Annotated in this window: 24 protein-coding genes; 16 read left to right on the top strand and 8 right to left on the bottom strand. The window is 41.9% G+C overall.

Features of this window, described 5'->3' with window-relative positions:
* Positions 1 to 15: 15 nt before the first annotated feature.
* Positions 16 to 1,068 (top strand): DUF3810 domain-containing protein, encoded by a 1,053-nt coding sequence (locus DWW23_RS14445; protein WP_122353984.1) that lies wholly within the window; start codon positions 16 to 18, stop codon positions 1,066 to 1,068.
* A gap of 65 nt (positions 1,069 to 1,133) precedes the next feature.
* Complete coding sequence (locus DWW23_RS14440; RefSeq protein ID WP_122353983.1) at positions 1,134 to 2,576, top strand: TlpA disulfide reductase family protein; 1,443 nt, start codon at positions 1,134 to 1,136, stop codon at positions 2,574 to 2,576.
* A 34-nt stretch (positions 2,577 to 2,610) separates the two neighbouring features.
* Here the strand turns inward: DWW23_RS14440 and DWW23_RS14435 are convergent, their stop codons facing one another.
* Positions 2,611 to 3,201 (bottom strand): RNA polymerase sigma-70 factor, encoded by a 591-nt coding sequence (locus DWW23_RS14435; RefSeq protein WP_122353982.1) that lies wholly within the window; start codon positions 3,199 to 3,201, stop codon positions 2,611 to 2,613.
* A 127-nt stretch (positions 3,202 to 3,328) separates the two neighbouring features.
* Here DWW23_RS14435 and DWW23_RS14430 point away from each other — a divergent pair, with 127 nt between their 5' ends.
* The 6 genes from DWW23_RS14430 to DWW23_RS14405 all read left to right on the top strand — a co-directional run bounded on the left by DWW23_RS14430 (position 3,329) and on the right by DWW23_RS14405 (position 12,367).
* Positions 3,329 to 4,345, top strand: a complete 1,017-nt coding sequence (locus DWW23_RS14430; RefSeq protein WP_122353981.1) for a FecR family protein — start codon at positions 3,329 to 3,331, stop codon at positions 4,343 to 4,345.
* Between the two features lie 233 nt (positions 4,346 to 4,578).
* Complete coding sequence (locus tag DWW23_RS14425; RefSeq protein ID WP_122353980.1) at positions 4,579 to 7,878, top strand: SusC/RagA family TonB-linked outer membrane protein; 3,300 nt, start codon at positions 4,579 to 4,581, stop codon at positions 7,876 to 7,878.
* Between the two features lie 12 nt (positions 7,879 to 7,890).
* Complete coding sequence (locus DWW23_RS14420) at positions 7,891 to 9,417, top strand: SusD/RagB family nutrient-binding outer membrane lipoprotein (protein WP_158583192.1); 1,527 nt, start codon at positions 7,891 to 7,893, stop codon at positions 9,415 to 9,417.
* The gene (locus tag DWW23_RS14415) at positions 9,414 to 10,391 is read left to right on the top strand and encodes a metallophosphoesterase (protein ID WP_122353978.1); all 978 of its coding nucleotides are present in this window, start codon (positions 9,414 to 9,416) and stop codon (positions 10,389 to 10,391) included. The genes DWW23_RS14420 and DWW23_RS14415 overlap by 4 nt, the downstream gene beginning before the upstream one ends.
* Positions 10,392 to 10,440: 49 nt before the next feature.
* On the top strand, positions 10,441 to 10,761 hold the full coding sequence (locus DWW23_RS14410; protein WP_147382615.1) for a hypothetical protein: 321 nt from the start codon (positions 10,441 to 10,443) through the stop codon (positions 10,759 to 10,761).
* A gap of 340 nt (positions 10,762 to 11,101) precedes the next feature.
* Positions 11,102 to 12,367, top strand: coding sequence for a glycoside hydrolase family 76 protein (locus DWW23_RS14405; protein WP_122353976.1), 1,266 nt, complete (start codon positions 11,102 to 11,104; stop codon positions 12,365 to 12,367).
* A gap of 123 nt (positions 12,368 to 12,490) precedes the next feature.
* Here the strand turns inward: DWW23_RS14405 and DWW23_RS14400 are convergent, their stop codons facing one another.
* Positions 12,491 to 13,096, bottom strand: a complete 606-nt coding sequence (locus DWW23_RS14400; RefSeq protein WP_122353975.1) for an HU family DNA-binding protein — start codon at positions 13,094 to 13,096, stop codon at positions 12,491 to 12,493.
* A 254-nt stretch (positions 13,097 to 13,350) separates the two neighbouring features.
* Here DWW23_RS14400 and DWW23_RS26730 point away from each other — a divergent pair, with 254 nt between their 5' ends.
* Both DWW23_RS26730 and DWW23_RS14390 read left to right on the top strand, forming a co-directional pair.
* A complete protein-coding gene (locus DWW23_RS26730; protein ID WP_122353974.1) occupies positions 13,351 to 13,707 on the top strand; it encodes a BT4734/BF3469 family protein in 357 nt (118 codons plus the stop codon).
* Positions 13,677 to 15,164: a VapE domain-containing protein gene (locus DWW23_RS14390; RefSeq protein ID WP_147382614.1), complete on the top strand. Its 1,488-nt coding sequence runs from the start codon at positions 13,677 to 13,679 to the stop codon at positions 15,162 to 15,164. The genes DWW23_RS26730 and DWW23_RS14390 overlap by 31 nt, the downstream gene beginning before the upstream one ends.
* A gap of 175 nt (positions 15,165 to 15,339) precedes the next feature.
* Here DWW23_RS14390 and DWW23_RS14385 read toward each other — a convergent pair whose 3' ends face one another.
* The 5 genes from DWW23_RS14385 to DWW23_RS14365 form a co-directional block, all read right to left on the bottom strand.
* Positions 15,340 to 16,164: a hypothetical protein gene (locus DWW23_RS14385; protein WP_122353972.1), complete on the bottom strand. Its 825-nt coding sequence runs from the start codon at positions 16,162 to 16,164 to the stop codon at positions 15,340 to 15,342.
* 715 nt (positions 16,165 to 16,879) lie between these two features.
* Complete coding sequence (locus DWW23_RS14380; protein WP_122353971.1) at positions 16,880 to 17,131, bottom strand: hypothetical protein; 252 nt, start codon at positions 17,129 to 17,131, stop codon at positions 16,880 to 16,882.
* Positions 17,132 to 17,440: 309 nt separating this feature from the next.
* Entirely contained in the window at positions 17,441 to 17,650 is a 210-nt protein-coding gene (locus DWW23_RS14375; RefSeq protein WP_122353970.1) for a DUF3791 domain-containing protein, read from the bottom strand.
* A 10-nt stretch (positions 17,651 to 17,660) separates the two neighbouring features.
* Positions 17,661 to 18,152 carry a DUF3990 domain-containing protein gene (locus DWW23_RS14370; RefSeq protein ID WP_122353969.1) on the bottom strand — a complete coding sequence of 164 codons (492 nt, stop codon included), beginning with the start codon at positions 18,150 to 18,152 and terminating at the stop codon, positions 17,661 to 17,663.
* Entirely contained in the window at positions 18,149 to 18,418 is a 270-nt protein-coding gene (locus DWW23_RS14365) for a DUF3791 domain-containing protein (RefSeq protein ID WP_222941150.1), read from the bottom strand. The genes DWW23_RS14370 and DWW23_RS14365 overlap by 4 nt, the downstream gene beginning before the upstream one ends.
* Positions 18,419 to 18,552: 134 nt before the next feature.
* Here DWW23_RS14365 and DWW23_RS14360 point away from each other — a divergent pair, with 134 nt between their 5' ends.
* From DWW23_RS14360 to DWW23_RS14330, 6 genes are all read left to right on the top strand, one after another.
* The gene (locus DWW23_RS14360) at positions 18,553 to 19,524 is read left to right on the top strand and encodes an aldo/keto reductase (protein ID WP_122353968.1); all 972 of its coding nucleotides are present in this window, start codon (positions 18,553 to 18,555) and stop codon (positions 19,522 to 19,524) included.
* Between the two features lie 114 nt (positions 19,525 to 19,638).
* A complete protein-coding gene (gene ileS, locus DWW23_RS14355) occupies positions 19,639 to 23,067 on the top strand; it encodes an isoleucine--tRNA ligase (protein WP_122353967.1) in 3,429 nt (1,142 codons plus the stop codon).
* Positions 23,068 to 23,186: 119 nt separating this feature from the next.
* Positions 23,187 to 23,567 (top strand): TraR/DksA C4-type zinc finger protein, encoded by a 381-nt coding sequence (locus tag DWW23_RS14350; protein WP_007657507.1) that lies wholly within the window; start codon positions 23,187 to 23,189, stop codon positions 23,565 to 23,567.
* Positions 23,568 to 24,194, top strand: coding sequence for a lipoprotein signal peptidase (locus DWW23_RS14345; protein ID WP_122353966.1), 627 nt, complete (start codon positions 23,568 to 23,570; stop codon positions 24,192 to 24,194).
* Positions 24,195 to 24,974: a DUF4296 domain-containing protein gene (locus DWW23_RS14340; RefSeq protein ID WP_122353965.1), complete on the top strand. Its 780-nt coding sequence runs from the start codon at positions 24,195 to 24,197 to the stop codon at positions 24,972 to 24,974.
* A gap of 231 nt (positions 24,975 to 25,205) precedes the next feature.
* Positions 25,206 to 25,538 carry a hypothetical protein gene (locus tag DWW23_RS14330; protein WP_122353963.1) on the top strand — a complete coding sequence of 111 codons (333 nt, stop codon included), beginning with the start codon at positions 25,206 to 25,208 and terminating at the stop codon, positions 25,536 to 25,538.
* Here the strand turns inward: DWW23_RS14330 and DWW23_RS14325 are convergent.
* Positions 25,461 to 26,228 (bottom strand): RNA methyltransferase, encoded by a 768-nt coding sequence (locus DWW23_RS14325; RefSeq protein WP_122353962.1) that lies wholly within the window; start codon positions 26,226 to 26,228, stop codon positions 25,461 to 25,463. The genes DWW23_RS14330 and DWW23_RS14325 overlap by 78 nt on opposite strands.
* Positions 26,229 to 26,235: the final 7 nt, after the last annotated feature.

Genomic DNA, 26,235 nt, shown 5'->3' with positions numbered 1-26,235 from the left:
TCTATCTTTGTCTGTATGATAAAAGGAATAGATTGGATTAAAAAGATACGTATACGCTGGGTAGTCCTGGTTGTTTGTCTGGCTTTTGTCTGGACTGTGATGGCTTTACCGGTATGGGGCGAATGGTATGCCCGTAGAATTTATCCGTTCTTTTCGATCGTATTATCACGTGTTTCTTCCTTTTTCCCTTTTTCTGTCGGTGATTGTTTTATTTACGGGAGCATTGCCGGGCTGGTCGTTTATCTGATATATGCGATCGTAAAACGCCGTTCGTGGAAAAAAACGGCCGGGCGTATGGCGGAATACCTGCTGTGGGTATATGTCTGGTTCTATATGGCCTGGGGACTGAATTATTTCCGGGAGAACTTTTTTGTCAGGACGCAGATTCCTTATGTCGATTATTCGGAAGATGATTTCCGCTCTTTTCTCTCGGCCTATACCGACTCGTTGAACGCTTCTTTTACACCGGTCGAGAAGATCGATCATGCCGTCGTTGCCGAAGAGGTGAAGAATGGCTATCAGGAAATAGCCGGGCGTTTCGGTCTGGTTCCTCCTGCCGCTTATCTTCATCCGAAACCGATGCTGATCCCGTCTTTGATGAGCGGTGTCGGCGTATTGGGATATATAGGGCCTTTCTTTACAGAATATAATCTGAATCCGGACCTGCTTCCGGTCCAGTATCCTTTCACATATGCACATGAAATGGCGCATGTGCTGGGAATCTCCAGTGAAGCCGAGGCGAACCTTTATGGCTTTTTGGTTTGTTCGCGTTCCGAAGTGCCGGAGATACGTTTTTCTGCCTATTTCGCTTTGTTGCCTTACGTACTGGGAAATGTGTATCAGTTATTACCGGAAGAAGAGTTTGAGCAGTGGAAAGAAACGATATCGCCTGAAATAAAAAAGGCATATAATGATAAGGTGGCTTATTGGCAGGGGCTGTATAGTCCGACGATCGGCGATATTCAGGATACGCTTTATAACTGGTTCCTGAAAAGCAATAACATCCCTTCCGGCCGTAAAAATTATTCGGAAGTGATAGCACTCCTGATGGCACTTAATACAAAATAATCCGCTACATTTGTAACCGATTCTTTTTCAAGAGAGATCAAGTATAAAGCTTTAAAACTAATAGGATGGAAAATCAAAGACTCGGTTATATGCTGGCCGGTATAGTTGTCCTGGGGCTGGCAGGTTGTACCCCCCGATCGATAACCATTGAAGGGAAAGTATCCAATCTTTCCGGTAATACGATCATCTATAATTCTACAATGGATGGCATTTATCAGTTTACCCAGAGAGATACTCTTTTTGTGGAGGCTGACAGTACGTATCATATAACGCTTCCTGGCAAGGAGAATGAAAAATTTTCTTTTTATGTATATGGGCAAAAGTATTTAGGAACGGTTTATGTTGAACCGGGTAAAAATGTGCTCGATATCGATGCCTCTCTGGAAAACAGCCTGGAGGTGGAGAACAAGCTGGCGAGGGAGAATGAGGTCGTGAAAGAACTTTCCCGCCTGCAGAAAGATGTCTTCAGTTTAAGGGCACGCGAAGGGGATGTATTCCAGGTGGCAAAAGACACCGTGGCCTCTTCCGTTTACAAGAAGCTGACGGACTATGGAGCTGGCATAGAGCAAAAAATAACGGGAGTCGACGATCTCTTTAAGAAAAGAGCCGTACAGGATATCCGTATGCAGATGTTGCTGGCTTTTATGAATCAATATTTCGGGATCAATTACCGGGGTACGGAAGAGACAAAGAAAGAGTGGGAGGCCGTTTATCCGGAAATGTTGGAGTATGCCGATATAAACCAACCGGAGAACGTCTTTTCCACCGCATTTTCCGATGTGATATCGAACATTGCCGGAATAGAACTTTATATGAAAACACAGCAGCAGCCGAAAGACCGGAATGAAGGCAAGCTGAAACTTTTCGACTGGTATAAAGCGAACCTGAAAGGGCGTGTACAGGAAGTCGCTATGGCGAATATTATCCTGGAAGATGCTGTTAATGAGAGTTATTCAACGGGTATGCCGGCTTTGTATGAACAGTTTAAAGCGTTGTATCCGGGCAGTATGCTTCAGTCTTCTCTGGAGGAAGCGATACGGAAAAACCTCTCGTTTAACAAACTGGAACTACCTGCGGATATTCATGTTCTGAACACGGATAGTGTGCGTTCTTTCAAAGAGATAACCGACCGTTATCTGGGTAAAGTCATTTTTATCGATATCTGGGCAACCTGGTGCGGCCCCTGCCGTCAGTCTTTTGCACATGTGGAACCCTTGCAGAAGTATGCTGAAGAGAATGATATCGTATTGCTTTATGTTTCTATCGATCGTCCGAGCGAAGCCGATTTATGGAAGAAAATGGCGGGATATTATAATCTGAAAGGGGAACATGTAATCATTAACGAGTTCTTTAAAATGGATATCTATAATACATTCGGAAATAACGGAGCATTATATATCCCTCATTGCGCTATAATCAACAAAAAGGGAGAATTGCAGTTCAAAGTCGCATCCAGTCCCGAAAATATGGATAAACTGGCGGAACAATTGCAGGAAGCAGGTAAATGATCGGTTAAGATATTAGATTGAATTTCAGCAAGCTTTATGAAATCAGGTTTCTGGGAAACAGTAACAAGATCAATGGTAAATAATCTTTCAGAGTGATTCGTAACTGTTTTAAGGCTTGCTGGATTCGGTAATTCACCGTTTGGGTGGAAACCTGCAGGATCTCGGCAATTTCCTTGTAGCTTTTATTTTGAAAACGATGCATCACAAATGCTTCCCGGTAGCTGGCCGGTAAGGCATGTATAGCCTGGCTGATCTGTTTTTTCAGTTCTTCCGCCTGATAGAAATCGATATCCTGCAACATCTCCAGCATATATTCATAATAACGTGTCTCTGCCCGTAGTTGCGACTGTTGGCGGGTGAGTTGGTTGAGACTTCTGTGATAGACTGTTTTGTACAGATATTGACTGAAGGAGGTATTGAATATTTGTATTTCCCGATTTTCCCATAACCATAACATGACGTCCTGCACGATCTCTTCCGCATCTTCCATACTGACAAACCGGTTTGCATATGTACATAACATCGGATAGTATCTTCTGAATAAGGTACCATAGGCTTTTTTATCTCCACGTTGCATGGCTGATAACAGAAGTGAGTCTTCTATCGCTTGTGAGGTGTTTTTCATACTATTTTCTCCTTGGTCACAAAGATAGTTTTTTTGTTGTAGAAAAAAAATATCAAAAAAAGTGAGTATCCGTTTAGTAATCTGTCGGAGTTCCCTTGTCTAATATATAAAAGGGATAAAAGTGCAGATGGAAACATTGAATATAGATCAGACAGAGGAGCTCCTTCCCCGGTATTGTTCCGGTGAGGCAACGATAGAGGAATGTCAGATGGTGGAAGAGTGGATCGGGCAGTCGGAAGATAATTATCGGATTGTCAAACAAATCTATGCCATCGACCAGGTAATGGGTACGGCACAGATGGAATCGAAGGTGAATACAGAGAAAGCCCTGGCTTCCGTAAACCGTAAAATGAGTAAGGAACGTCCGCAGGTGGCCTGGTTTACCTGGGTACAACGGGTGGCCGCTATTCTTTTTCTCCCTCTTCTTATCACCTGGGGGATCGATCATTTTACCCCCCGTACTGAAATAGCCCGTATGATCGAGGTGAAAACAAATCCGGGAATGACCACGACAGTCGATCTTCCCGACGGATCGAAAGTCTATCTTAATTCGGAATCTTCTTTGACCTATCCTTCTTTTTTTAGTCAGGACAAGAGATATGTACAGTTGAAAGGGGAAGCATTTTTCGAAGTTCAGAAGGATCCTGAACACCGTTTCATTGTTTCAACCCCCGCCCATACGCAGATTGAAGTACTGGGAACATCTTTTAATGTAGAAGCTTTCGAGAAGGATTCATTTATATCCACCACCCTGGTAGAAGGAAAAGTTCGCTTTGCCTACCAAAAGGAGCAGCAGCCTGTCACGATAGTAATGAAACCCGGACAGAAACTGATGTATAATACAACTTCTTCGCAGGTAAAACTAATCCAGACGAGAGGTGAAACCGAGACGGCTTGGAAGGACGGAAAGATTGTTTTCCTGGAAACACCGCTGCCGGAAGCATTGCGAATCTTGGAGAAGAGGTTTAATGTAAGTTTCGTATTATCGAATGACCGCCTTCGTAAAGAAGCATTTAATGGGGCTTTTACTCATCAGCGGCTGGAACGTATATTGGAAATCTTTGGAATATCATCGAATATAAAATGGCGTTACCTGGATCCCCAGAATACGACAAATGAGAAAACTCGAATAGAAATTTATTAACCTAATTGAAGAAATCATGAAAAGTAGACCACCCTAAAGAAAAACATCCGGTGAAATATTGGCGTATTTCACCGGGTGAAAAGAATTAATTTAAAACGCTTGTTTGGCGACAAGCATAGTAAATCATTTTTTATTAATTAGATCAGTACAAAGTTATGCAAAAACATTTTAATACCCAACAGTTTTGGGTAACAGAGTTTCTGCGGTTTATTTTAAGTAAAATACCGAGAGTTATGAAATTATCAGTCTTCTTACTATTATGTTCTATCGGTTTGGCGCAGGCAACAGGCAGTTATGCACAGAAGGCAACAGTGAATCTGGTAATGCGCGATCAAACGGTAAAAGAAGTGTTGGATGAGATCGAAGAACAGTCTGACTTCTCTTTCTTTTTCAATATCAAACATGTGGACTTACAACGGAAGGTTTCTGTTGTCGCTGAGAAAAGTGATATATTTAAAGTACTAGAGAATATTTTTAATGGAACGAATGTTCGTTATACGATAATAGACAATAAGATTATTCTTTCAACAGAAAATCAGGAAGTTCAACAGAAAAATAGAAAGAAAAAAATAGAAGGAATAGTCTGTGAACCTAATGGGGTACCTGTTATTGGTGCTAATATCGTGGAAAAAGGAACGACTAATGGGACAATAACGGATTTAGATGGAAAGTTTGTTTTGGAAGTAGATGATAATGCTTCTGTTTTGGTGAGCTTTATTGGATTTATGGACCAGGAAGTCTCTGTGAAAGGAAGAAATTCCTTACAATTAACTTTAGTAGAAGATTCACAAAATTTGGAGGAAGTTGTTGTTACGGCATTGGGTATCATGCGTTCGGAGAAAGGACTTGGATATTCTGTCCAAAAAGTGGATGGAGATAAATTGACGAGTGTGAAAAATATCGATGTTACTTCCAACTTGATCGGAAAAGTAGCGGGTATGAATGTAAAAAGTAGTACGGAATTCAATGAAGCACCGACATTGACATTGCGTGGAGAATCACCCCTATTGGTGATAGATGGTGTTCCTTATACAAATATATCTTTACGGGATGTTGCGGCTGATGATGTAGAATCAATGAGTGTACTGAAAGGTGCTACAGCTTCTGCCCTTTATGGTTCTCGGGGTGGTTCGGGAGCAATTATTATTACAACGAAAAAAGGAAATAAGAAAGGAGGTTTGCTGGTAAATGTCAGTAGTAATACAATGTTTGAAGCCGGTTATGTAGCATTCCCGGAAGTTCAGACATCTTACAGTTCCGGAGGTGCCGGACAATATCGTACTGGTGATTTTGTATGGGGAGCTCCGCTGGATGCTGGCTATATGGCAACTCAATATAATCCGTACACCTATGAATGGGAAGAAAAGGAATTGGTTTCAAAAGGGAAAGATAATTTTAAGAATTTTCTTGAAACAGGTTTGGTAACCAATAATAATATTAATCTCTCTTATCAGAGTGAGAAAGGTAGTTTCCGAACATCTCTGACGCATGTTTATAATAAGGGACAATACCCGAATACAAAATTGAATAAGTTTACTTATTCGGTCGGTGGTGATTTTAAAGTAGATAAATTTAGCTTCGAAGGGAATCTTACCTATAATAAACGCTTTTATCCAAATGATAAAGGAACTAAATATGGTTCCGGTGGATTTATCTATAATCTCGTAGTCTGGTCTGGTACTGAATATGATATCCGGGATTATAAGGATTATTGGCAAAGAGGTAAAGAAGGAGAAGCGCAGAACTGGATGGAAAATACTTGGTATGATAATCCATACTTTCTGGCAAATGAGGTACGACATAACGATGATTATGATGTGACAAATGGTTCTTTGTCGATGAAATACGATGTGTTACCCTGGTTAAGCATGACACTTCGTTCCGGTTTTGACTATTATCAGGATAAAGAAGAGTGGAAATATGCTAAAACTTATACTATGAATAAAAAAGGTTACTATTATGTCGATCAGGAGAATGCTTTCAGTATGAATAATGATTTCCTGATAACTGCAAATCATCACTTTGGAAAGTTCGGTATTGACGGACTGATCGGTGGTACTATCAATTATAAACAGGGAAGTAACGTATGGGGTGAAACCAATAATGGCCTTTCTATCCCTGGATTTTATTCTTTGAATGCTTCTGTAGATCCGGCAAAAACCGGGCAGGACGGATTCAAGAAACAGGTGAACAGTATTTTTGGAAAAGCGACTCTCTCATGGGGTAGCCTGTTGTTTATTGATGTTACTGCTCGTAATGACTGGTCGAGTACATTGCCCAGCTCTACACGTTCTTTCTTTTATCCGTCAGTGGCGGCCAGTCTGGTACTCTCGGAGCTGGTTAAAATGCCGGACTGGATCAGTTTACTGAAAGTAAGGGGATCGTGGACACAGAATAAAAATGATTTGGATATTTATGCCATAAACAATACTTATTCTATCACCACTAATATCTGGGATGGAAAAACGGCTGCCTATTATCCTCAATTGATCAGAGGTATCGATTTACGTCCGGAAAGTTCTCGTTCGTATGAGTTGGGTACAAATGTCAACTTTCTGAATAATAGGGTGTGGGTAGATTTAACCTATTATAATAAACGGAGAAAAGATTTTGCGGTGAAAGCTCCGTTGAGTATGAGTTCCGGATACAACCAGACTTATATTAATTCGGAAGAGGAACGGGAGAGAAGAGGTTTTGAATTGTCTATTGGAGCTACTCCGGTAAAAACGAAAGAGTTTGAGTGGAATACGCTATTCAACTGGTCGTTCGAACGTGATGTTTTTGTGAAGTTGGATCCGAAATATTCGACCAAAGCTCCATGGGTGAAAAAAGGAATGCGCTGTGATTATCTTACAACGACCCTTTGGGATACTGATCCGTATGGGAATATTGTGCATGGAGCGAGTGGATTACCGGAAAGTATACCTTATAGTGGCCTGATGGGATATTCGTCACCAGATTGGATTTGGGGATTTTCAAATACATTGCGTTACAAAGATTTCACCTTTCATTTTGCCTTTGACGGATGTGTAGGCGGAGTCGCTTACAATTGGACAGACCAGGTGATGTGGAATTCCGGTTCCCATATTAAATCTGACAATCAATGGCGGTATGATGAGGTTGTGAACAAAAATATCAGTTATGTCGGTCCTGGAGTGAAAGTTATTTCAGGAACGATCGAGCGGGATGAATACGGACAGGTTCTCAGCGATAATCGTGTATATGCTCCGAACGACACAAAAATATCGTATGAAAATTATATTCGTCATTATTCTAATGATTATTATGCAGGTAAACCACAGTCTTATTACAATCGTACATATTTTAAACTTCGCGAAATTGCATTAAACTATACAGTACCGAATGCATTGACGAAGAAAATAAAGATGACTGACTTAACGGTTGGTATTACTGGCAATAATTTATTGTTATGGACAAAGGAATTTAAATATTCGGATCCAGATAAAGGATCAGACAACTTGAATTCTCCTTCTATGAGATATATAGGGTTCAATTTAAAAACATCTTTTTAAAAATATATGATTATGAAATACTATAATATATTAGGAATTGTCTTATCTCTATCCATTCTGTTCTCTTGTTCGAATTTTGATGAGATTAATAATAATCCGAATGCTACCAATCAGGTAACACCTGGAATGTTGGCTACTGGGTTACTTATGGGTATGACCAAGCAAAATTATGAGTACGGATCATTTATCGATCATAATTTCATGAGTAAGCATGCTATTACAGCCGAACTGATTCGAAATGAATTGTATAACAAGATTTCACGTTCGGATTTCACTCCTTTTCTGGATATAACCAATGCAAACCAAATGGTTGCATCCGCGGTTCCCGAAATTAGAATGCCTTACGAGGCTTTGGCTTGTTTTATCAAGGCTTATAAAGGTTTTTATTTGTCGCTGATATTCGGGGATATTCCTTATTCGGAAGCAGTGAACCCGGAAACAATAGTTTATACTCCCCAATATGATACACAGAAGGAGGTAATGCTGGCTATTTTAAAAGATTTGGATAAAGCCGCTGAACTATTTGGGAAAAGTCAAAATTTCGAAGGGGATCCGATCTTAAACGGCGATCCCGCTAAATGGGTAAAAGTTGTGAATGGCTTTAAACTAAAGGTACTCATTAATTTATATATGCATGATACGGAAGCTGACCTGAATCTTCAATCGCAGTTCAGTGATTTGGTAAATAACAGGCCGCTGATGGAAAGTAACGATGATAATTTCCAGTTGGCCTATTCTAATAAGGGAGGACAGGTTTATCCTTTCAATGATCTGTGGGCACGTAGTAACGGGTATTGCGTCTTATCTTCCAATTTAGTCGATTCGTTGAAAGTGTTGAAAGATAACAGATTGTTCTATTTTGCAGAACCTTCGGAATATGCTTTAGGACAAGGGTTTGCGAATGGCGATTTCGATGCTTATATTTCTATTGATCCTAGTTTGCCGTTCAGTGATATCACTAAATTATATGGGGAGGGTAAATGTTGTAAGTTGAATTTACGCTACCGGGATATCAATAATCCGGTTGGCGAACCTATTATGAGAATAGGTTATGCTGAACAATGTTTTAATATTGCAGAAGGAATTGTTAGGGGATGGATGTCTGGAAATGCTAAGGAGTTTTATGAACGAGGTGTTCGTGCTGCAATGTCGTTCGTAAAAGACTATACTCCTGATGCCTATGTTGATGGAAGGCCCCAAATTACCGATGAGTATATAACTGAGTATCTATCGAATGGGCGAGCTGCATTTGCGTCGGATGTGAATACTCAGTTAAAACAGATTTTCCAGCAAAAGTATTTTATTTATTTTTTACAAAATCCATGGGATGGGTATTATGAATACCGTCGGGTTTTATATCCTGTTTTACCGATTAACCCGTCGACTAATATGAATGATGTCCCTAATCAGTTACCGAAACGTTGGATGTATCCGCAACGGGAATATGATGAAAATGGAGAGAATCTGAAAATCGCTTTGGATCGTCAGTATAATGGTAAGGATACAAACAACGATTTAATGTGGATATTAAAAAGATGAAGATGATAAAAATGAAGCTTTTCTTTTATGCCTCTTTCCTGGCCTGCCTTTTGGCAGGCTGCCGGGAAGGGCAGAACTTTCGCATGGCAGAGAGTATTACGGTACAGGATGGAAACGTATATTATTATATAAAAGGGTTGAAGATGCCGTTTAATGTATTATTTCTTTCCGATACTCACTTTACAATAGAGGATGAACGTGGAGAAGAGTATTATACCTATACCCGTCGAATGGGGGGAAGTGCTGTTGAGCCTGAGAATTATGGGAAAGGAAATGGCCGGGACATGGCTTTCCGTGCATCTCTTGATAAGGCTAAGAAGGCAGATTCGGAACTGGTGATTCTGGGTGGCGATATTATTAATTTTCCATCACTCGCTTCGGTTGAATATATCAAATCCATACTTGATAAATCCGGCTTGAACTGGGTGTATATTGCGGGTAATCACGATTGGCATTATGAGGGTGAACAGGGGGATACTTTTTCTCAACGAGATAAATGGATACACTCTAATTTAAAAGCTTTATATCAGAAACATAATCCAATGTTTCATTCTCAGATTATTCACAATATAAACTTTGTAATGATTGATAATTCTGCTTTCGAAATAACACAAGAGCAACTGGCATTTTTCCGGGAACAGGTCGGTAGGGGACTGCCTATTATTTTGTCAATGCATATTCCTGTTTATTTACCGGGACATAATATTGATTATGGGTGCGGACATCCTGACTGGAACAGGGATAACGATATTTATTACGAAATAGAAAGGCGAGAGCCCTGGCCAGAAAAAGGATTTACTGAAACGACCTATCAATTTCGGGATATGGTTCTGAATAGTCCTGAAGTGATTGGTATTTATGCAGGACATACGCATGAAGAGGCTATAGATTTTTTCAATGATAAACTTCAATATGTGACTGCTGCTAATTATAGTAATAAAGATATTTTGATACATTTTATACCGGCAGATTAGACGAAAATACTTCTACTTTTTTATTATCAGCGTTTTACAAATGAAGGAAATGAATAAACCCTCGTACTTCTATACCCTCCTTTCTCCACAAAAGATTTTTAATTCGGTTGCCGCCGTCAAGAATTTAACGGCAGAGTCGGCTCCTGGTGCTGTTCATTTAATCTGGGAAGAGCCGACGGAGGACAACTTCAGTTATGTTACAGTTTCTGTATTTACGAAATACAATACGTTTATTCACAGCGAATCCTTACCTAAAGGGAGTATTCATTGTTCGATAAACCGCTTAATCTCTTCACAATGCGAATATCTGTTCCAAATACAGTCTTTCGATTTAGAAAAAGAGGCCGGTGAAATAGTAAGAGGAAGCTAATGAGGCATTATTGATTTATCGGGTGGTGGACACATGAAAGAATGTATAACCGAAATTCTGTGAGATAACCTGAGACACTAAATATACAAATTAAAACAAAAGATCACCTAAGTACGAATTTATAAAGGTACTTAGGTGATCTTTTTGATAGAAATCAAAACCTTTACAATCATTTTGAATTATTGAGCCGGCAATTTTTTTATCTTTGCAGCCTAAGCAAGGTTGTTCAAAAATCCGCTGGTGCAACTCGTGACAATGTAACAAAAGATACTCAAACAGCCGCTTGGGGAGAGATTTGTTCCCTTTATCACGATAAAATTTAAAAACTTAACAAACAAAGATGAAAAGCAATCTATTTTTAGTTGTAAACTTACTGCTTGTATTATTTACATCATCTGTAGTATGCCGGGCCGAAGGTTTGGATAGTTTAAGTAAAAAGTCTTTCACCTATACGAATGAGGATGTTTGGACTATTTACGAGGGGTTTAACAACACGCTACTCGATACTGATAAATATATCTACAAGACAAATTCATCTTTCCTTTCAGCTAAAGACCGTTTCAACGGGGCAGCGGCCATCTGGTGCCAGCCGATTTATTGGGATATGGCGATGAATGCGTATAAGTTGGCTAAAAGATTAAAGAGTAAAGATAAGCAAGCAACTTACAAGAGATTATGCACAAAGATATTCGAGGGTAATAAAGCGCAATATGCCAATTTTAATTTTGATGACAACAATGAAAATACAGGTTGGTTTATTTATGATGATATCATGTGGTGGACCATTTCTTTGGCACGCGCCTATGAGTTATTTAAAGTTGACGAATATCTGACATTATCAGAATTGAGTTTCAGTAGAGTCTGGTATGGTTCCCCGAAAGTGGGGGATACTGGTTCTTATGATAAAGAAAATGGAGGAATGTTCTGGCAATGGCAGCCTATACAGAACCCGAAACCCAATAAACCTGGCGACGGTAAGATGGCTTGTATCAATTTTCCGACTGTAGTTGCTGCTTTAACTCTATATAATAATGTGCCGCGGAAAAGAAAAGAGTCGACAGATGAATATCCGAAATACCAGACAAGAGAACAATATCTGGCGAAAGGAAAAGAAATTTATGAATGGGGTGTCGAAAATTTGTTGGATAAGCAAACAGGGCAAATTGCTGATAGCCGCCATGGCAACGGACGTCCCGCATGGACTGCCCACGTTTACAATCAAGCTACCTTTATTGGTGCCTCCGTATTGCTTTATAAAGCGACCGGCGAGAAAAAGTATTTGAATAATGCCATTTTAGCTACGGATTATACTGTGAATGTCATGTCTGCAAAACATAATTTATTACCCTTTGAAAATGGAATCGAACAGGGTATTTATACAGCAATTTTTGCACAATATGTGGCTATGTTGATTTATGACTGTAAGCAAACGCAATACCTTCCTTTTCTGAAACGCACGATTGGTTACGGTTTGGAAAACAGGGATAAGTCACGCAATGTATGCAGTGGGGAATATGAAAAAGTTTTGCCAGCAGGTTCAACGATCGATAGTTACTCCGCATCCGGTATACCTGCTTTGATGCTGTTGTTTCCTGCAGATAAATAATGTATTTGGCTATCGTTTCACATAGTACTACATGTTGGAGATTGATTCCATAGGGATTATACTTGTGATGTAATCCGAAAATAATCCTTCATTCCTTCATTAGTGGATGTTTTTCATTCACCATCAATCCTTTACCGCTGAAGGAAATGAATAAACCCTCGTACTTCTATACCCTCCTTTCTCCAGTTTTCCTTCATCTATCAACTTCTTCAGGTCTTCCAGTGCACGATATTTGGAGCAACCTGTCAGTTCCCGGTAGTCACTACAAGTGATATAGTGATGTACGTTCAGATATTCTGTCAGCCTGCGTACCCGTTCATCGAAAGGAGGAAGAACGCCTTTCCCTTCCGGCATACGTTCCAGGTGCATCGACTTCAATTTACTTTTTAGATATTTGCCGCAGCGGAAATTTACATTACGGAAATGAATTGATTCGCTACGGAGCTCTTTTTTATTCATGACCGGACGTGAAGCGAGCGAAACACTGAAGAAGCCGATGCCGTCCAGTTCGATATTATATCCGTCGTCCAGACGTCTGGCCATCACATCGGCTATGACCTGTAAAGCCCCTTTGATGTCGGCTCCCGAAATTCCGGAACGGCCTTCTGCTTCTTCTATCAGATCATTGGTGTGGATTGTCCCGTAAGGTACAACACGCGGATGTAATGCTTGCTTTTTCTTGTCTCCTGTGGGGTTCGGATTGCGAACCATTCGATATCTTGCACACATATCAGTATTTGTTTAAGGTAAAACTATGCATCCGGTAATTCCGAAATGCCTTACTCTGTTTTGTTTGTTAATTGTCGTACGCTTGTTCGACAGCTGACAAACGCTTATTCGACAACAGTCTAACAAGCGTTTGTCAGTTGTCAAATAAGAAAGAATAACGGACTAAAGATATAAATAATAATTGATGAAAGCCTTGTTATACATGGCTTTTTTTCTTACTTTTAAGCAGAAAGTACACCTTAAATTACAAGCGAATGAATATCACACATTACAAAGACGGAAATAAATCCGTTAAACCCCTATCCCTTAATGAATTGATCGATACGATGAGGAACTCTGTATCCGGACATGCGGTAGAAGAGTTCCGGAAAAAGCTAGAGGAATATCCTCCGGGATACCCTTGTCCGGCAGCAACCAAACTTCCTCGGATCGTTTTCGGTGCAGAATTGAAAAAGAAAAATGAGACTTTGGAGATGAAAGCTTACAACGGTCTTGTTCTATTGGAAGTCGATAACCTGTCGGGCGATAGGGAGGCGGTAGAGATACGGCTGTACCGGCTACGCTCGAACAACCCTTGCAAGTGCCTGGTGAACCGACGTTCCGTGAGTTGAAACAGCAGGAGCCGATGCCTCTTCAACGGATGGAGGCGGGGCATGAACGCAGTTATTCCGTTTACCTGCTTTATCAGGTGGCCTTGAAAAAAGCAATTGAAGAAGTGGGGAAGGAGTCTGGCGATACGACGGCGGATGCTTTGCTGGTACGGTTGGCAGAGAATTGCCTTCGTGCAGGCATACCGGAAGAAGATGTGGTGAAATGGGCGTATGTGAATGTACATTTCCAACGGAACGAGACGGAACTGCGGGCGGTGGTACACAATACTTATCTGCTGGATAAATATTTTGGTGTCGGTCCGGTCATGCCGGTTTGCCAGAACCTCGTATTTCGGATGGATGAGTTTATGAAACGTCGCTATGAGTTCCGGAGGAACGAGTTGAAAGGTGAAGTGGAATATCGCGAACGACGTTCCTATTATTATAGTTTCTTTCCTGTTACCGATGAGGTTCTCAATACGATCTCCCTGCATGCGCAGGCGGAAGGACTCGATTTGTGGGATCGTGATGTGAAACGTTATATCTATTCCAATAAGATTCCGCTGTTTAATCCGCTGGATGATTATCTGGATAATCTGCCGGAATGGGACAGAAAAGACCATATACGTGCCTTGGCGGATACGGTACCGACATCATCGAAGTTGTGGCGCGAGCATTTTTATATCTGGTTCCTGGGGTTAGTCGCCCAATGGAAACAGATGGGTGGGGTGCATGCTAACAGCCTGTTACCCTTATTGGTGGGGGATCAGGGATGTGGAAAGTCTACCTGGTGCCGTAATTTAATGCCACCGGTTTTGCGTGAGTTTTATACCGACAGTATCGATTTTGGAAATCGTCGTGATGCTGAACTGATGCTGCACCGTTTTGCCCTTATAAATATCGACGAGTTCGACTCGATAGGAAACTCCCGTCAGTCTTTCCTGAAACATCTGCTTCAAAAGCCCGAGGTGAATGCTCGTAGTGCCTACAAATCGAGTGTGCGGGCTTTGAAACGGTATGCCGGATTTGTCGGAACTTGTAATAATATGGACTTGTTATCCGATCCGACCGGCAGTCGGCGTTTTCTGTGTGTGGAAATAAATGGTGAGATAGACCGCAGGCATTTTATCGATTATGACCAGCTGTATGCTCAGGCGATCCATGCGCTCCGTACAGGCGAACGGTATTGGCTGACGCGGGAGGAAGAAAAATCTATTACTCTTCAGAATGAAGTGTTCGAACAGGTTCCGGTGGAAGAGCAGCTTTTCCTGCAATATTTCAAGCCGTTGTCTGAAGAAGGTGGTGAAATTGGCGAATGGCTTCCCGCTGCCGAGATCATGCAACGTATCCGTAAGCGTAGCCGCCTGACTTTTAGCAACACCACTATAAATGCTTTCGGCCGCCTGTTGCGTCGTAACAATGTCCCAAGCCGGCATATTTTACGTGGAAATGTATATCATGTGAAGGAAATACGGTGATTTTTCTTCATTGGACAATGTGTCTGCAAAAAGGCTTCATCTGTAATTTCTTTATAATTAGAAGTATATAGCCTAATTGAAGGAATGAAGGTATATTTTTCCAAAAAAGCCATTCGACTCTCACGAGCCGGATGGCTTATAACTGCAATACAGTTTCAGAAAAAATTATTAGGTATTATCTCTTAGCTATCTCTTGATATAGTTCACAATGACCGCTCGGGTCAAAGATCCCTTTTCTTATTAATTCTTTTTCCAGTTTATTTAAAGATAAGTTCCCGAAGTTTCGTCGTTTCTTCAGTGCGGCAAGTCCGTTGGTTGAAATAAATTTCAGTAAGTCTTCCAATGTATATATTTCTACCGCTTTAAGAATAGTCAGGGTTCTTGTCTCTAAATCGAGGCTATGGGTTAATGGTTGGGATAGTAATTTCTTTTGTTTGACGTAAGGTATTTGGGATGACGTTCGCTTTGGGGCGGGATGTTTGATTTCATCCTTTGTTAACTGTGTTTTCAATGATTGTATGTTTGATTTTAATTTGTCGATTTCTATCTCTCTTCGAATACCGTTATTGATATGGGCTCTGACAAATCCTGATTGGATGCTTATATCTGTAATGGCATTCTGAAATATCTCTTTTACCTCCTGGGAGGAGAGGCCCAAATGTGTTGCAACTTTTTCCACGTTTAATCCGGTGGCTAATGCATGGAATACTATTTTTTTTAGATCGGAGTTTAGTAAGTTCCTCATTTCCGATACGATCAATAAATAATCGGGTGTCAGCCTTTTAAACGCTTCAATAATAAAATCACTTTCTTTATCCCTCTTCTCTTCCGGAGGCTGCTCATCAGCCGTCGGTATATTTACAGATGAAGATACGATACTGGCTTCTTCCCATGTTGTTTCTTTGTGATCTGTCAGTACATGGCCCGAAAAGCTTGGCTTCTGGTCGTTGGGGAGGAGAAGTTGTACATAATCACGTATTTTAGTTAACAAGTTTATCATAATACAAGTGTTTTATCTGATAGACATAATTGTGCTATACAAATAGATACTATCCTATTCTCGCGAACCGGACAGTGGCAGAGTCCCCTCTTCGCTATTCCTTTTTACTGATTGTATGATTGTTTAACATATTAATGTGTTGATGTAAAAAGTATAGCTTGAAAAAGGCATAAAAAAACGTGGCGCTATTGCTACATCTCAGCCCTTGTGGGTATCCCTCCCTTGCACACTGATAGTAAGCAACAGCCCACGTCATATCATATATAACTATGTATATACAAATAACATGGGCATTTTGTTGCTACTATCTCAGTTGTGCGTATGTTTGGATGTTTACAAGGGACCGAGATAATATTTTAAAATGCCTTATTCTAATATTTCTACAGAACAGAACCTAACGCTATAGTTTCTGCACTTTCTGTAGTACTGCAAAGATAGTATATACGATGGAATAAACAACCGTTTATAAGGAAAAAAAGCCTGTTAGGCTTAAAAATCATAAGTTCTGTTTTACTTGCGCTCTTTCATTTCGCTTTGAAGTAGTTCCGGATTACGTCTACAATCCCAAAGCATATGAATATATAGATATTTATCGTGGATGGTATAAATTATTTTAATATGACCGGAAACTAATGAGCGGTAGGTGAGTTGGTCGATTAATAAAATATAATTTGGTCAAAATCGTTCGAAGCGAGTGGATGCCATATTATCTCCATTATATAATATTTTTCATGTGCTGTTCCATTTCATCCCCGCTGATTCCTATTCCGGCAATAGCATCTTTGCCTGTGACGGATAATCGTTGGCGCACCTCTTCAAGCGTATATTCACAGGAACTTACCTCCTGTTTGTTACTTCGGATTTTACTTAGATATTTACGGAGTTTCCCGATGGTTTCGCTATTGTCGATATTTAATATTTCACGAACCAATTCTGCTTTGCTAGCTTCAAGTTCTATTATTGTCATAATGCAGGTCTTATTTTATAAGTTCTTAGCTGATTTCCTATTTACATCATAAAGGCTGCTATTTTCTTTATATTCTCATAAGCTTCCTTTATACGTCTTTTTTCATCGTCAGAAGCTGGCTTCACATCCTTGATGGATTGTTAAAACGCTTTGCTTCTTCTCCGAATAAGATCGGAGTCTCTTTGATAGGTTTGGCCATGGTAATAATTATTTATAGTTTATGAATCCGATACGAAGATACATATTATTCATGATCTTTTTCATTTTTATTCTAGGAAAGATCAATTATATACGAGCAAATTAAGACTATTAGGATTGTTGTTGCTGCAGTTCAATTATGATTTCGTCTGTAATATATGCATCGCTCATTGTTATTAAAGGATATTCTTTATTGAGTAAAAGAGCATATACTTTGCTGTTATAAAACAAGTGCAAAGCTTTGACCGGAGATATTTTCAGTTGTTCGGCCAGCATCATTACGATACGACTATATTTATTCCACACTAAAACATCAATCATAGATCGTTTATTATTTAAGTATTACACATTGTTGAAACGACAAGCATTCGTCTATAAGCTGTTGACTTAGTAAACAAATTTGGTTATTCGGTTGCTCATATTGTAAACGTCCTAATGCTGTTTCTTTTGTAATTTGTCCTTCGATATAATTTTCTATAGTATCAAATACCCGGTCGTTAGCAACGCCTCCCTCTATCAAGTCATATCCCAGCCAAGGTTTTTCTCCTCGCCGACAAGCGACGATAAAATCAAGCCAGTCGGTGCTATACCCTTTAAAGTGCAATGACTTATAATTAGAAGAAGATATTTTTTCAATATTTAATTCGTATATATTGATTGTAGCAACAGAACCAGGACGCCGTAACATCATAACAGAGGCCCATCGTTCTGCCTGATTATAAATATCTGTAACATAAAATCCCTTTCCGAAATCAAGATTGTCTCTCCCGATATTGGCTAAAGGATTTTGTATCTCTGATGTACTTCCATGAAAAACTTTCATGCTAGTTCTCCTTTTTCTTTATAATAGCTTTCCCAATTATTAAGGGCTTCTATCAGTGTGTCTGCAATGTAGTCTCTGCTTTGAGTATGAAGCATATCGTATCCCTCGATCAAATAGCGGGAGATAAGATTGACCTTTTCTAATCGATTATAAAGTGTTGGGGCAGGAATGCCTGTCTTTTGTGCAGCACTTTCGATGGCAAAGACCACAAACTCCATGATCTTGTGATCAATCGGTCGGGAAATATGTATTATTTCTTGTTGCATATTTCATTTTGCTATGTATCTGTATCACAAAGATACATATTATTCCTGATCTTCTCATAATCAGTTTTGAAAAGATCGATTATATGCAAGCAAATGTATATTTTTATAGCCTATAAATATTAAACTGCGAAACAATGAAGTATTTGAATAAAGAAACGAATGGCATTACCCTTTCCCGCATTGGCCTGGGGGCAATGAGGATGGCTGATATTCAGCAAGGGATCGATACCATACATGCAGCTTTGGACAGTGGGATTACTTATCTGAACACAGGTGATTTTTATGGTCATGGCGAAAGCGAACTGATTATCCGTGAAGCATTGAAAACACGTAAACGGGAAGATGTCTTTATTTCTGTCAAGTTTGGTGGAATGCTGACTCCTGATGATCGTTTTTATGGCATCGACGTACGTCCGCAGAGTGTTCAGAATTATTTGGCCTATACCTTGAAACGCCTGGGTACGGACTATGTCGACCTGTATCAACCTGCCCGTATCAATCCGCATATCCCGGTGGAAGAAACGATCGGAGCCGTTGCAGATATGGTAAAAGCCGGATATGTGCGTAATGTCGGAATTACCGAGATAGATGCCGGAACATTGCGCCGGGCCCATGCTGTTCACCCCATCAGCCTGGTGGAAGTGCGGTATTCGCTGCTCGACAGAGAGATAGAACAAAGCCTGATTCCTACAGCACGTGAACTGGGTATCGGAATTGTTACTTTTGCCAATCTGTTTCATGGCGTGATAGGAGGTAGTAACCCGGAGGAAAAACTGGCAACCTTGAGCCGGAGGATGCCTCCCCAGGCTGCAGAGAAGCTGAAACAGGCTGTGGCACGGCTGGATGTATTGAAGGAAATGGCCGCAGAGAAGAATGTTTCCGTGTCGCAACTTGCCATTGCATGGGTACTGGCACAGGGCGGCGATATGCTGGCGTTGGTCGGTTCGCGTACAGTCGGTCAGCTTCGGGATACCGTGAAAGCAATTGAGATCGATCTCAGTAAGGAAGATTTACAACGTATCGAGCAGGCTATCCCCAAAGAATATGCCTCCAACTCTGCTATGTTGCCTATCGATCTGGACGAAAACGGTTTGTTTAAATTCTGACTTCTTGTCGTTACAATTCGATTGTATTTTTCCATGCTCATTTCTTTATTGTCTAATTAGAATTAAATCACTAACTTTGCGGCATTTTTAGAAGATAGTTAAAAATAGCGCGATATGAGTAAGAAATTTACCGAATACTCTAAGTTCGATTTATCGAATGTCAATAAAGAGGTGTTGAAGAAATGGCAGGATGGCGACATCTTCCATAAGAGTCTTGAAATCCGTGAAGGATACCCCTCGTTTGTATTTTATGAAGGTCCGCCTTCTGCAAACGGAATGCCGGGTATTCACCATGTTATTGCTCGTTCGATTAAAGATATTTTCTGCCGTTACAAAACCATGAAAGGATATCTGGTGAACCGTAAGGCAGGATGGGATACTCACGGCCTGCCGGTTGAGCTGGGCGTTGAGAAATCTATGGGTATAACCAAGGAAGATATCGGTAAGAAGATTTCTGTCGCTGACTATAACGCAGCTTGCCGCAAAGATGTGATGAAGTTTACCAAGGAATGGGAAGACCTTACCAATAAAATGGGGTACTGGGTGGATATGGAAAATCCGTATATCACCTACGATAACCGTTACATCGAAACATTGTGGTATCTGCTGAAAGAATTGTATAAGAAAGGGTTACTGTATAAGGGGTATACCATTCAGCCGTATTCACCGGCTGCCGGAACGGGGCTTAGCTCGCACGAGTTGAACCAGCCGGGTTGTTACCGCGACGTGAAGGATACCACTTGTACGGCACAATTCCATATCCTCGATCCGAAACCGGAAATGGCTCAGTTCGGTGATGCATTCTTCCTGGCATGGACGACTACTCCGTGGACATTGCCTTCAAATACGGCGCTTTGTGTAGGTCCGAATATCACCTATGTGGCTGTTCAGACTTACAATCCGTATACTGGCATGCCGATGACGGCAGTTCTGGCTAAAGATCTGTTGAACGTATATTTCAATCCGAAAGCAGCCGATCTTGAATTGTCTGATTATAAGGCTGGAGATAAGCTGGTACCTTTTAAAGTCGTAGGTGAATGGAAGGGACCGGAACTGGCCGGTATGCACTATGAGCAGCTGATTCCGTGGGTGAACCCGGGTGAAGGTGCGTTCCGTGTAATCACAGGCGATTATGTAACGGTTGAAGACGGTACGGGTATCGTACATATCGCTCCGACATTCGGTGCGGACGACGACCGTGTGGCAAAAGCTAGTGGTGTGCCTCCGTTGATGATGATCGATAAGGATGGCAACAACCGTCCGATGGTCGATATGACGGGTAAGTTCTACCTGTTGGAAGATCTGGACCCTGAATTTGTACAGACTCGTATGAATGCAGCCGATTACGATCCGTTCCAGGGTAAGTTCGTGAAGAATGCTTACGATCCGGAAAAGACCGACAAAGATGAGACATTGGATATCGAGATATGTATGATGCTGAAGGTACAGAACCGTGTGTTCCGTATCGAAAAACAAGTGCACAATTATCCGCACTGCTGGCGTACCGACAAACCTGTATTATACTATCCGCTGGATAGCTGGTTTATCCGCACAACTGCCTGCCGTGACCGTATGATTGAACTGAACAATACGATCAACTGGAAGCCGCAGAGTACAGGTACGGGCCGTTTCGGTAAATGGCTGGAAAACCTGCAGGACTGGAACCTGAGCCGTAGCCGCTACTGGGGTACTCCGTTACCTATCTGGCGTACGGAAGACGGAACGGAAGAGATGTGTGTCGGTTCGGTAGAAGAACTGTACAATGAAATAGAGAAAGCCGTTAAGGCCGGATTCATGGAATCTAATCCTTATAAGGACAGAGGGTTCAATCCGGGCGAATATAATAAGGACAATTACGAAAAGATCGACCTGCACCGTCCGTATGTGGATGAGGTGATCCTTGTTTCCGAAAGCGGCAAGCCGATGAAGCGTGAGACCGACCTGATCGACGTTTGGTTCGATTCGGGTGCGATGCCTTATGCACAGATCCATTATCCGTTTGAGAATAAGGAAATACTGGATAACCGTACGGTTTATCCGGCAGACTTTATCGCAGAGGGGGTCGACCAGACTCGTGGCTGGTTCTTTACCCTGCATGCACTGGCTACGATGGTTTTCGACAGCGTGGCTTATAAAGCGGTTGTTTCCAATGGCCTGGTACTGGATAAGAACGGTAATAAGATGTCTAAACGTCTGGGTAATGCAATCGACCCGTTCTCGACGATCGAACAGTATGGTTCAGACCCGTTGCGTTGGTATATGATCACCAATGCGTCTCCGTGGGATAATATCAAGTTCGATATCGACGGTATGGATGAAGTGCGCCGAAAGTTCTTCGGTACATTATATAATACGTATTCATTCTTTGCTTTGTATGCAAACGTGGACGGCTTCGATTATTCGGAACCGGATGTTCCTCTGAACGAACGTCCCGAAATCGACCGCTGGATCCTTTCTTTGCTGAATACATTGGTGAAAGATGTTGACGGATTCTATGATACTTACGAACCGACCCGTGCGGGACGTGCTATCTCTGAGTTTGTGAACGATAACCTGAGTAACTGGTATGTACGCCTGAACCGTCGCCGTTTCTGGGGCGGGGGCATGACAACGGATAAGTTGTCTGCTTACCAGACTTTATATACTTGTCTGGAAACTGTAGCCAAGCTGATGTCTCCGATCGCTCCGTTCTATGGCGATCAGCTGTTCAGCGACCTGATTGCCGTTACCGGACGTGAAACGGTGGAATCCGTACACTTGTCGGATTTCCCGAAATATGATGAAGCATTGATCGACAAGGATCTGGAAGAACGTATGAAGATGGCACAGGATGTTTCTTCTATGGTACTGGCTCTGCGTCGTAAAGTGAATATTAAAGTTCGCCAGCCGCTGCAGACCATCATGGTGCCTGTTACGGATGCACACCAGCAGGAAAGCATTGAAGCGGTGAAGAATCTGATCCTGAACGAAGTGAATGTAAAGGAACTGAAATTCGTCGATAATGCCGCCGGTATCCTGGTTAAACGTATCAAGCCTGATTTCAAGAAGTTAGGCCCGCGTTACGGAAAGATCATGAAGAGCTTGGCTGCTGCTATCCAGGGTATGAGCCAGGAGGATATCCTTGCTTTCGAAGCTGCCGGTACATTTACTTTGAATGTGGAGGGACAGGAAGCAGCAGTCGAACTGGCTGATGTTGAAATCATCTCCGAAGATATACCGGGATGGCTGGTTGCCAACGAAGGCCGCCTGACGGTTGCCCTCGACATCACCGTGACGGAAAGCCTGCGCAAAGAAGGGCTGGCACGTGAATTGGTGAACCGTATCCAGAACCTGCGTAAGAGCAACGGATACGATATAACCGATAAGATCAACGTGACCGTTCTTTCTTCCGACGAAATGGACGACGCAATTAAGGAGTTTAATGAATATATTGCGAACCAGGTGCTGGCCGTATCTGTTGAAATTACAGAGCATGCGATAAGTGATGCGACTGTCCTTGATTTCGAGGATTTCAACCTGTCGGTGCGTATTGAGAAAGAGTGATTTTTTTCTTAAAAAAGAAAGGTGTCCCTTGCCGCATATAAATATTATCGTATATTTGGACTGCGACTTGGATCGCCTGATATATATTATGAATTGTGGAACCTAAAATTAAATGAACCATGGCAGAAAAGACAAGATATTCGGATGCTGAACTCGAGGAGTTCCGCGCCATTATTTTAGAGAAGTTGGAGGTAGCCAAAAAGGATTACGAGTTGTTGAGATCGGGTGTAACCAATTCTGATGGGAACGATGTGGCCGATACATCTCCAACATTCAAGGTGTTGGAAGAAGGTGCCGCAACTTTGTCGAAGGAAGAGGCCGGACGTCTGGCACAGCGCCAGATGAAGTTCATACAGAACTTACAGGCTGCTTTGATCCGTATTGAAAATAAGACTTATGGCATTTGTCGCGAAACGGGTAAGTTGATCCCGAAGGAGAGACTGCGTGCCGTACCTCATGCTACTTTGAGTATCGAAGCAAAACAAGGAGGTAAAAGATAAATGAAATTTTCTAAAGGTTGGGGAGCAGTGTTAATCGTAATGCTGCTCCTTATTCTTGACCAGGCTCTTAAAATCTGGATCAAGACGCACATGCAGTTGCACGAAAGTATAGAGATCACTCCGTGGTTTTATCTGTACTTTACCGAAAATCCGGGAATGGCTTTCGGTATAGAGGTGATAGGCAAATTGTTCTTATCCGTATTCCGCATTGTGGCGGTCGGTTTTATCGGATATTATCTGTATAAACTGGTTAAGGAGAAGTACAGTTTTGGCTTTATTGCGTGTGTCTCGTTGATCTTTGCGGGAGCCATCGGTAATATAATCGACTCTATATTTTATGGGGTCGTATTCGACCATAGTTTTGGTCAGGTCGCCTCTTTTATGCCTGCCGGCGGTGGTTATGCTACCTGGTTGCACGGGAAAGTGGTGGATATGTTTTATTTCCCGTTGATCCAGACGGTATTGCCGGGCTGGGTCCCGATCTGGGGAGGAGAGGAGTTCGTTTTCTTCCGTCCGATCTTCAACCTGGCAGATTCGGCTATCTGCGTAGGTGTGTTCTTGTTATTGATATTTTACCGGCACACTTTGTCGGCCAGTCTCTCAAAAGAAAAAGAAAGTAGTAAATAAATGCGGAGTAAATTGCGCAGATACGGTGTCGTATTATTGACGGCGGCTTTAGTGGTTTCCTGTAGTAAGGTGCCTGATGGTATTCTGTCCGAAAAGGAGATGAAGGCTGTCCTGATAGATATGCAACTGGCGGAAGCTATGATCAGTACCGACTATAAAAAATATATCGACGATGCTGAAAAGGAAGCGCTTTATCAGTCCGTATTTCGCAAACATAATATCGAACAGGCCGTTTACGACAGTTCGCTCGTCTGGTATGGAAGTAACCTGGATGTGTATATGCAGGTGTATGACCTGGTACTGGCGGAACTGAACGAACGGCAGAAAGCGTTGGGAGACGTGCAGGCTAGTGCAGCTCCGGTCTCCAAACAGGATTCCGTTGATATCTGGCCTCGTCTTACTTATCTTACCTTTGAACCGAAAGCTGTATTCAACGGCATAACGGTCGATATCAAACCGGAAACAAACTATCCTTCCGGTAGTACGTTCGTTCTGGGAATGCGTGTCTGGGGATTGAACGATGCTATGAAAAGTCATCCGGAGATCCGTTTGAGTGCCAACCAGGGGGATACGGTCATTACCGTAAACGACAAGATCCTTCAGGATGGTTATCATGAGACGATTTTACGTACGCTACCGACCAAGCAGGTGAAGAGTGTGTATGGTTTTATCCGCCTGGACGGAAAAGAGGATTCGACCTCTTATTTCAAAATCTATGTGGATAGCCTGAACCTGATGAGGTATAACTACGGACGGCTTTCTACTGATTCGATCAAGTGATTTGTTTATATGTCTATTATGAAAGATAAAGTGAAAATTCTGTTTCCTGCATTTAGAATTGTTGTTTGTCTCGTAGCACTTGTTTTTACGGTTGTATTTGTGGATGTAAGCGAATGGAATTGGAGAATATGGTGTTTGGCTTTTTTCTTGCTCTTGATATTGGTGTGGTCTGCTTGGGATGTTGTAGTCCTTTTAAAGAGAATTAAACGCTAATTTTCGTTTTAAGGAATTATGCGTAGAATAGCGTCACACTATATATACTGGAAGCAATGGTTCCGTATGCATTATATCGAATTGAATGCGGAAGGACAGCTGATCGGAGTCTTTCCGTTGGATCAGGAAATTGCAGGTACGGAGTTTTATGACGGTACACTTTTGTTGTTGCCGGTTAGTTCGGATTCTCCTTCCGATATCTTTATATCCCGAGCTAAATGGTTGAATAAGACTGAAGCTGTGTCAGCCGGGGATCAGGTGCTGATTTATCGTTTAACCTGTTTTACCCCCGCGACGCCTGAACTCGGCACAGACAACGGCCGTGGCGATTGCCACGTTCAGAGACTCTGACGTTTCTCTTTCCTGCGGGTAATTGGGGATATATAGCTTCTCGTTGACCAGTGCTTCGGTTTCTGGGCGGATGCCGTTTCCTTCATTTCCCATAATGATAATGCCTGTTTCCGATAGTTCTTTTGTGTATATGTTCTCTCCGTCGAGGAATGTTCCGTATAGCGGTACCTGGTGTTCCGCTTGTTTTTGCAGATAAGCGGGCAGGTCTGTGTAATGGACTTTTACGTGGACGAGTGCTCCCATGGTCGCCTGTACTGTCTTGGGACTGAATGCGTCGGCTGTGTCCTGGCTGCAAACGATATGTTCGATGCCGAACCAGTCGGCGAGCCGTATGATCGTTCCCAGGTTCCCAGGGTCTTGTATGCCGTCGAGAGCGAGGATGAGCTGCTGCTGAGGGTTTGCTTCTTCCAATGACCAGGCGGGGCGTTTGAAAACAGCCAGTACATCCTGCGGATTTTTCAGGAAGCTGGCTTTCCGTATGTCATCGTCATCGGCTTCCAACAGTTCTTTGGCGGGAATATCACCTTGCGTTGCCATCCACGACGGTTTGGCGATCAACAGGTCGCATTCGAACGCAGGCAGCATGTCTGCCACCAGCTTATTTCCTTCGGCTACAAACGTATTCGTCTCGTTACGAAACTTCTTCAATTCAAGTGAACGTATCTGTTTTACTTTTGACTTACTCAGCATCTTTACT

It is taken from the genome of Parabacteroides sp. AF14-59, from assembly GCF_003479515.1.
Classification (GTDB): domain Bacteria; phylum Bacteroidota; class Bacteroidia; order Bacteroidales; family Tannerellaceae; genus Parabacteroides; species Parabacteroides faecis.
Note: the sequence above shows the minus strand (reverse complement) of the source record. Positions and strands in the feature narration are given on the sequence as shown.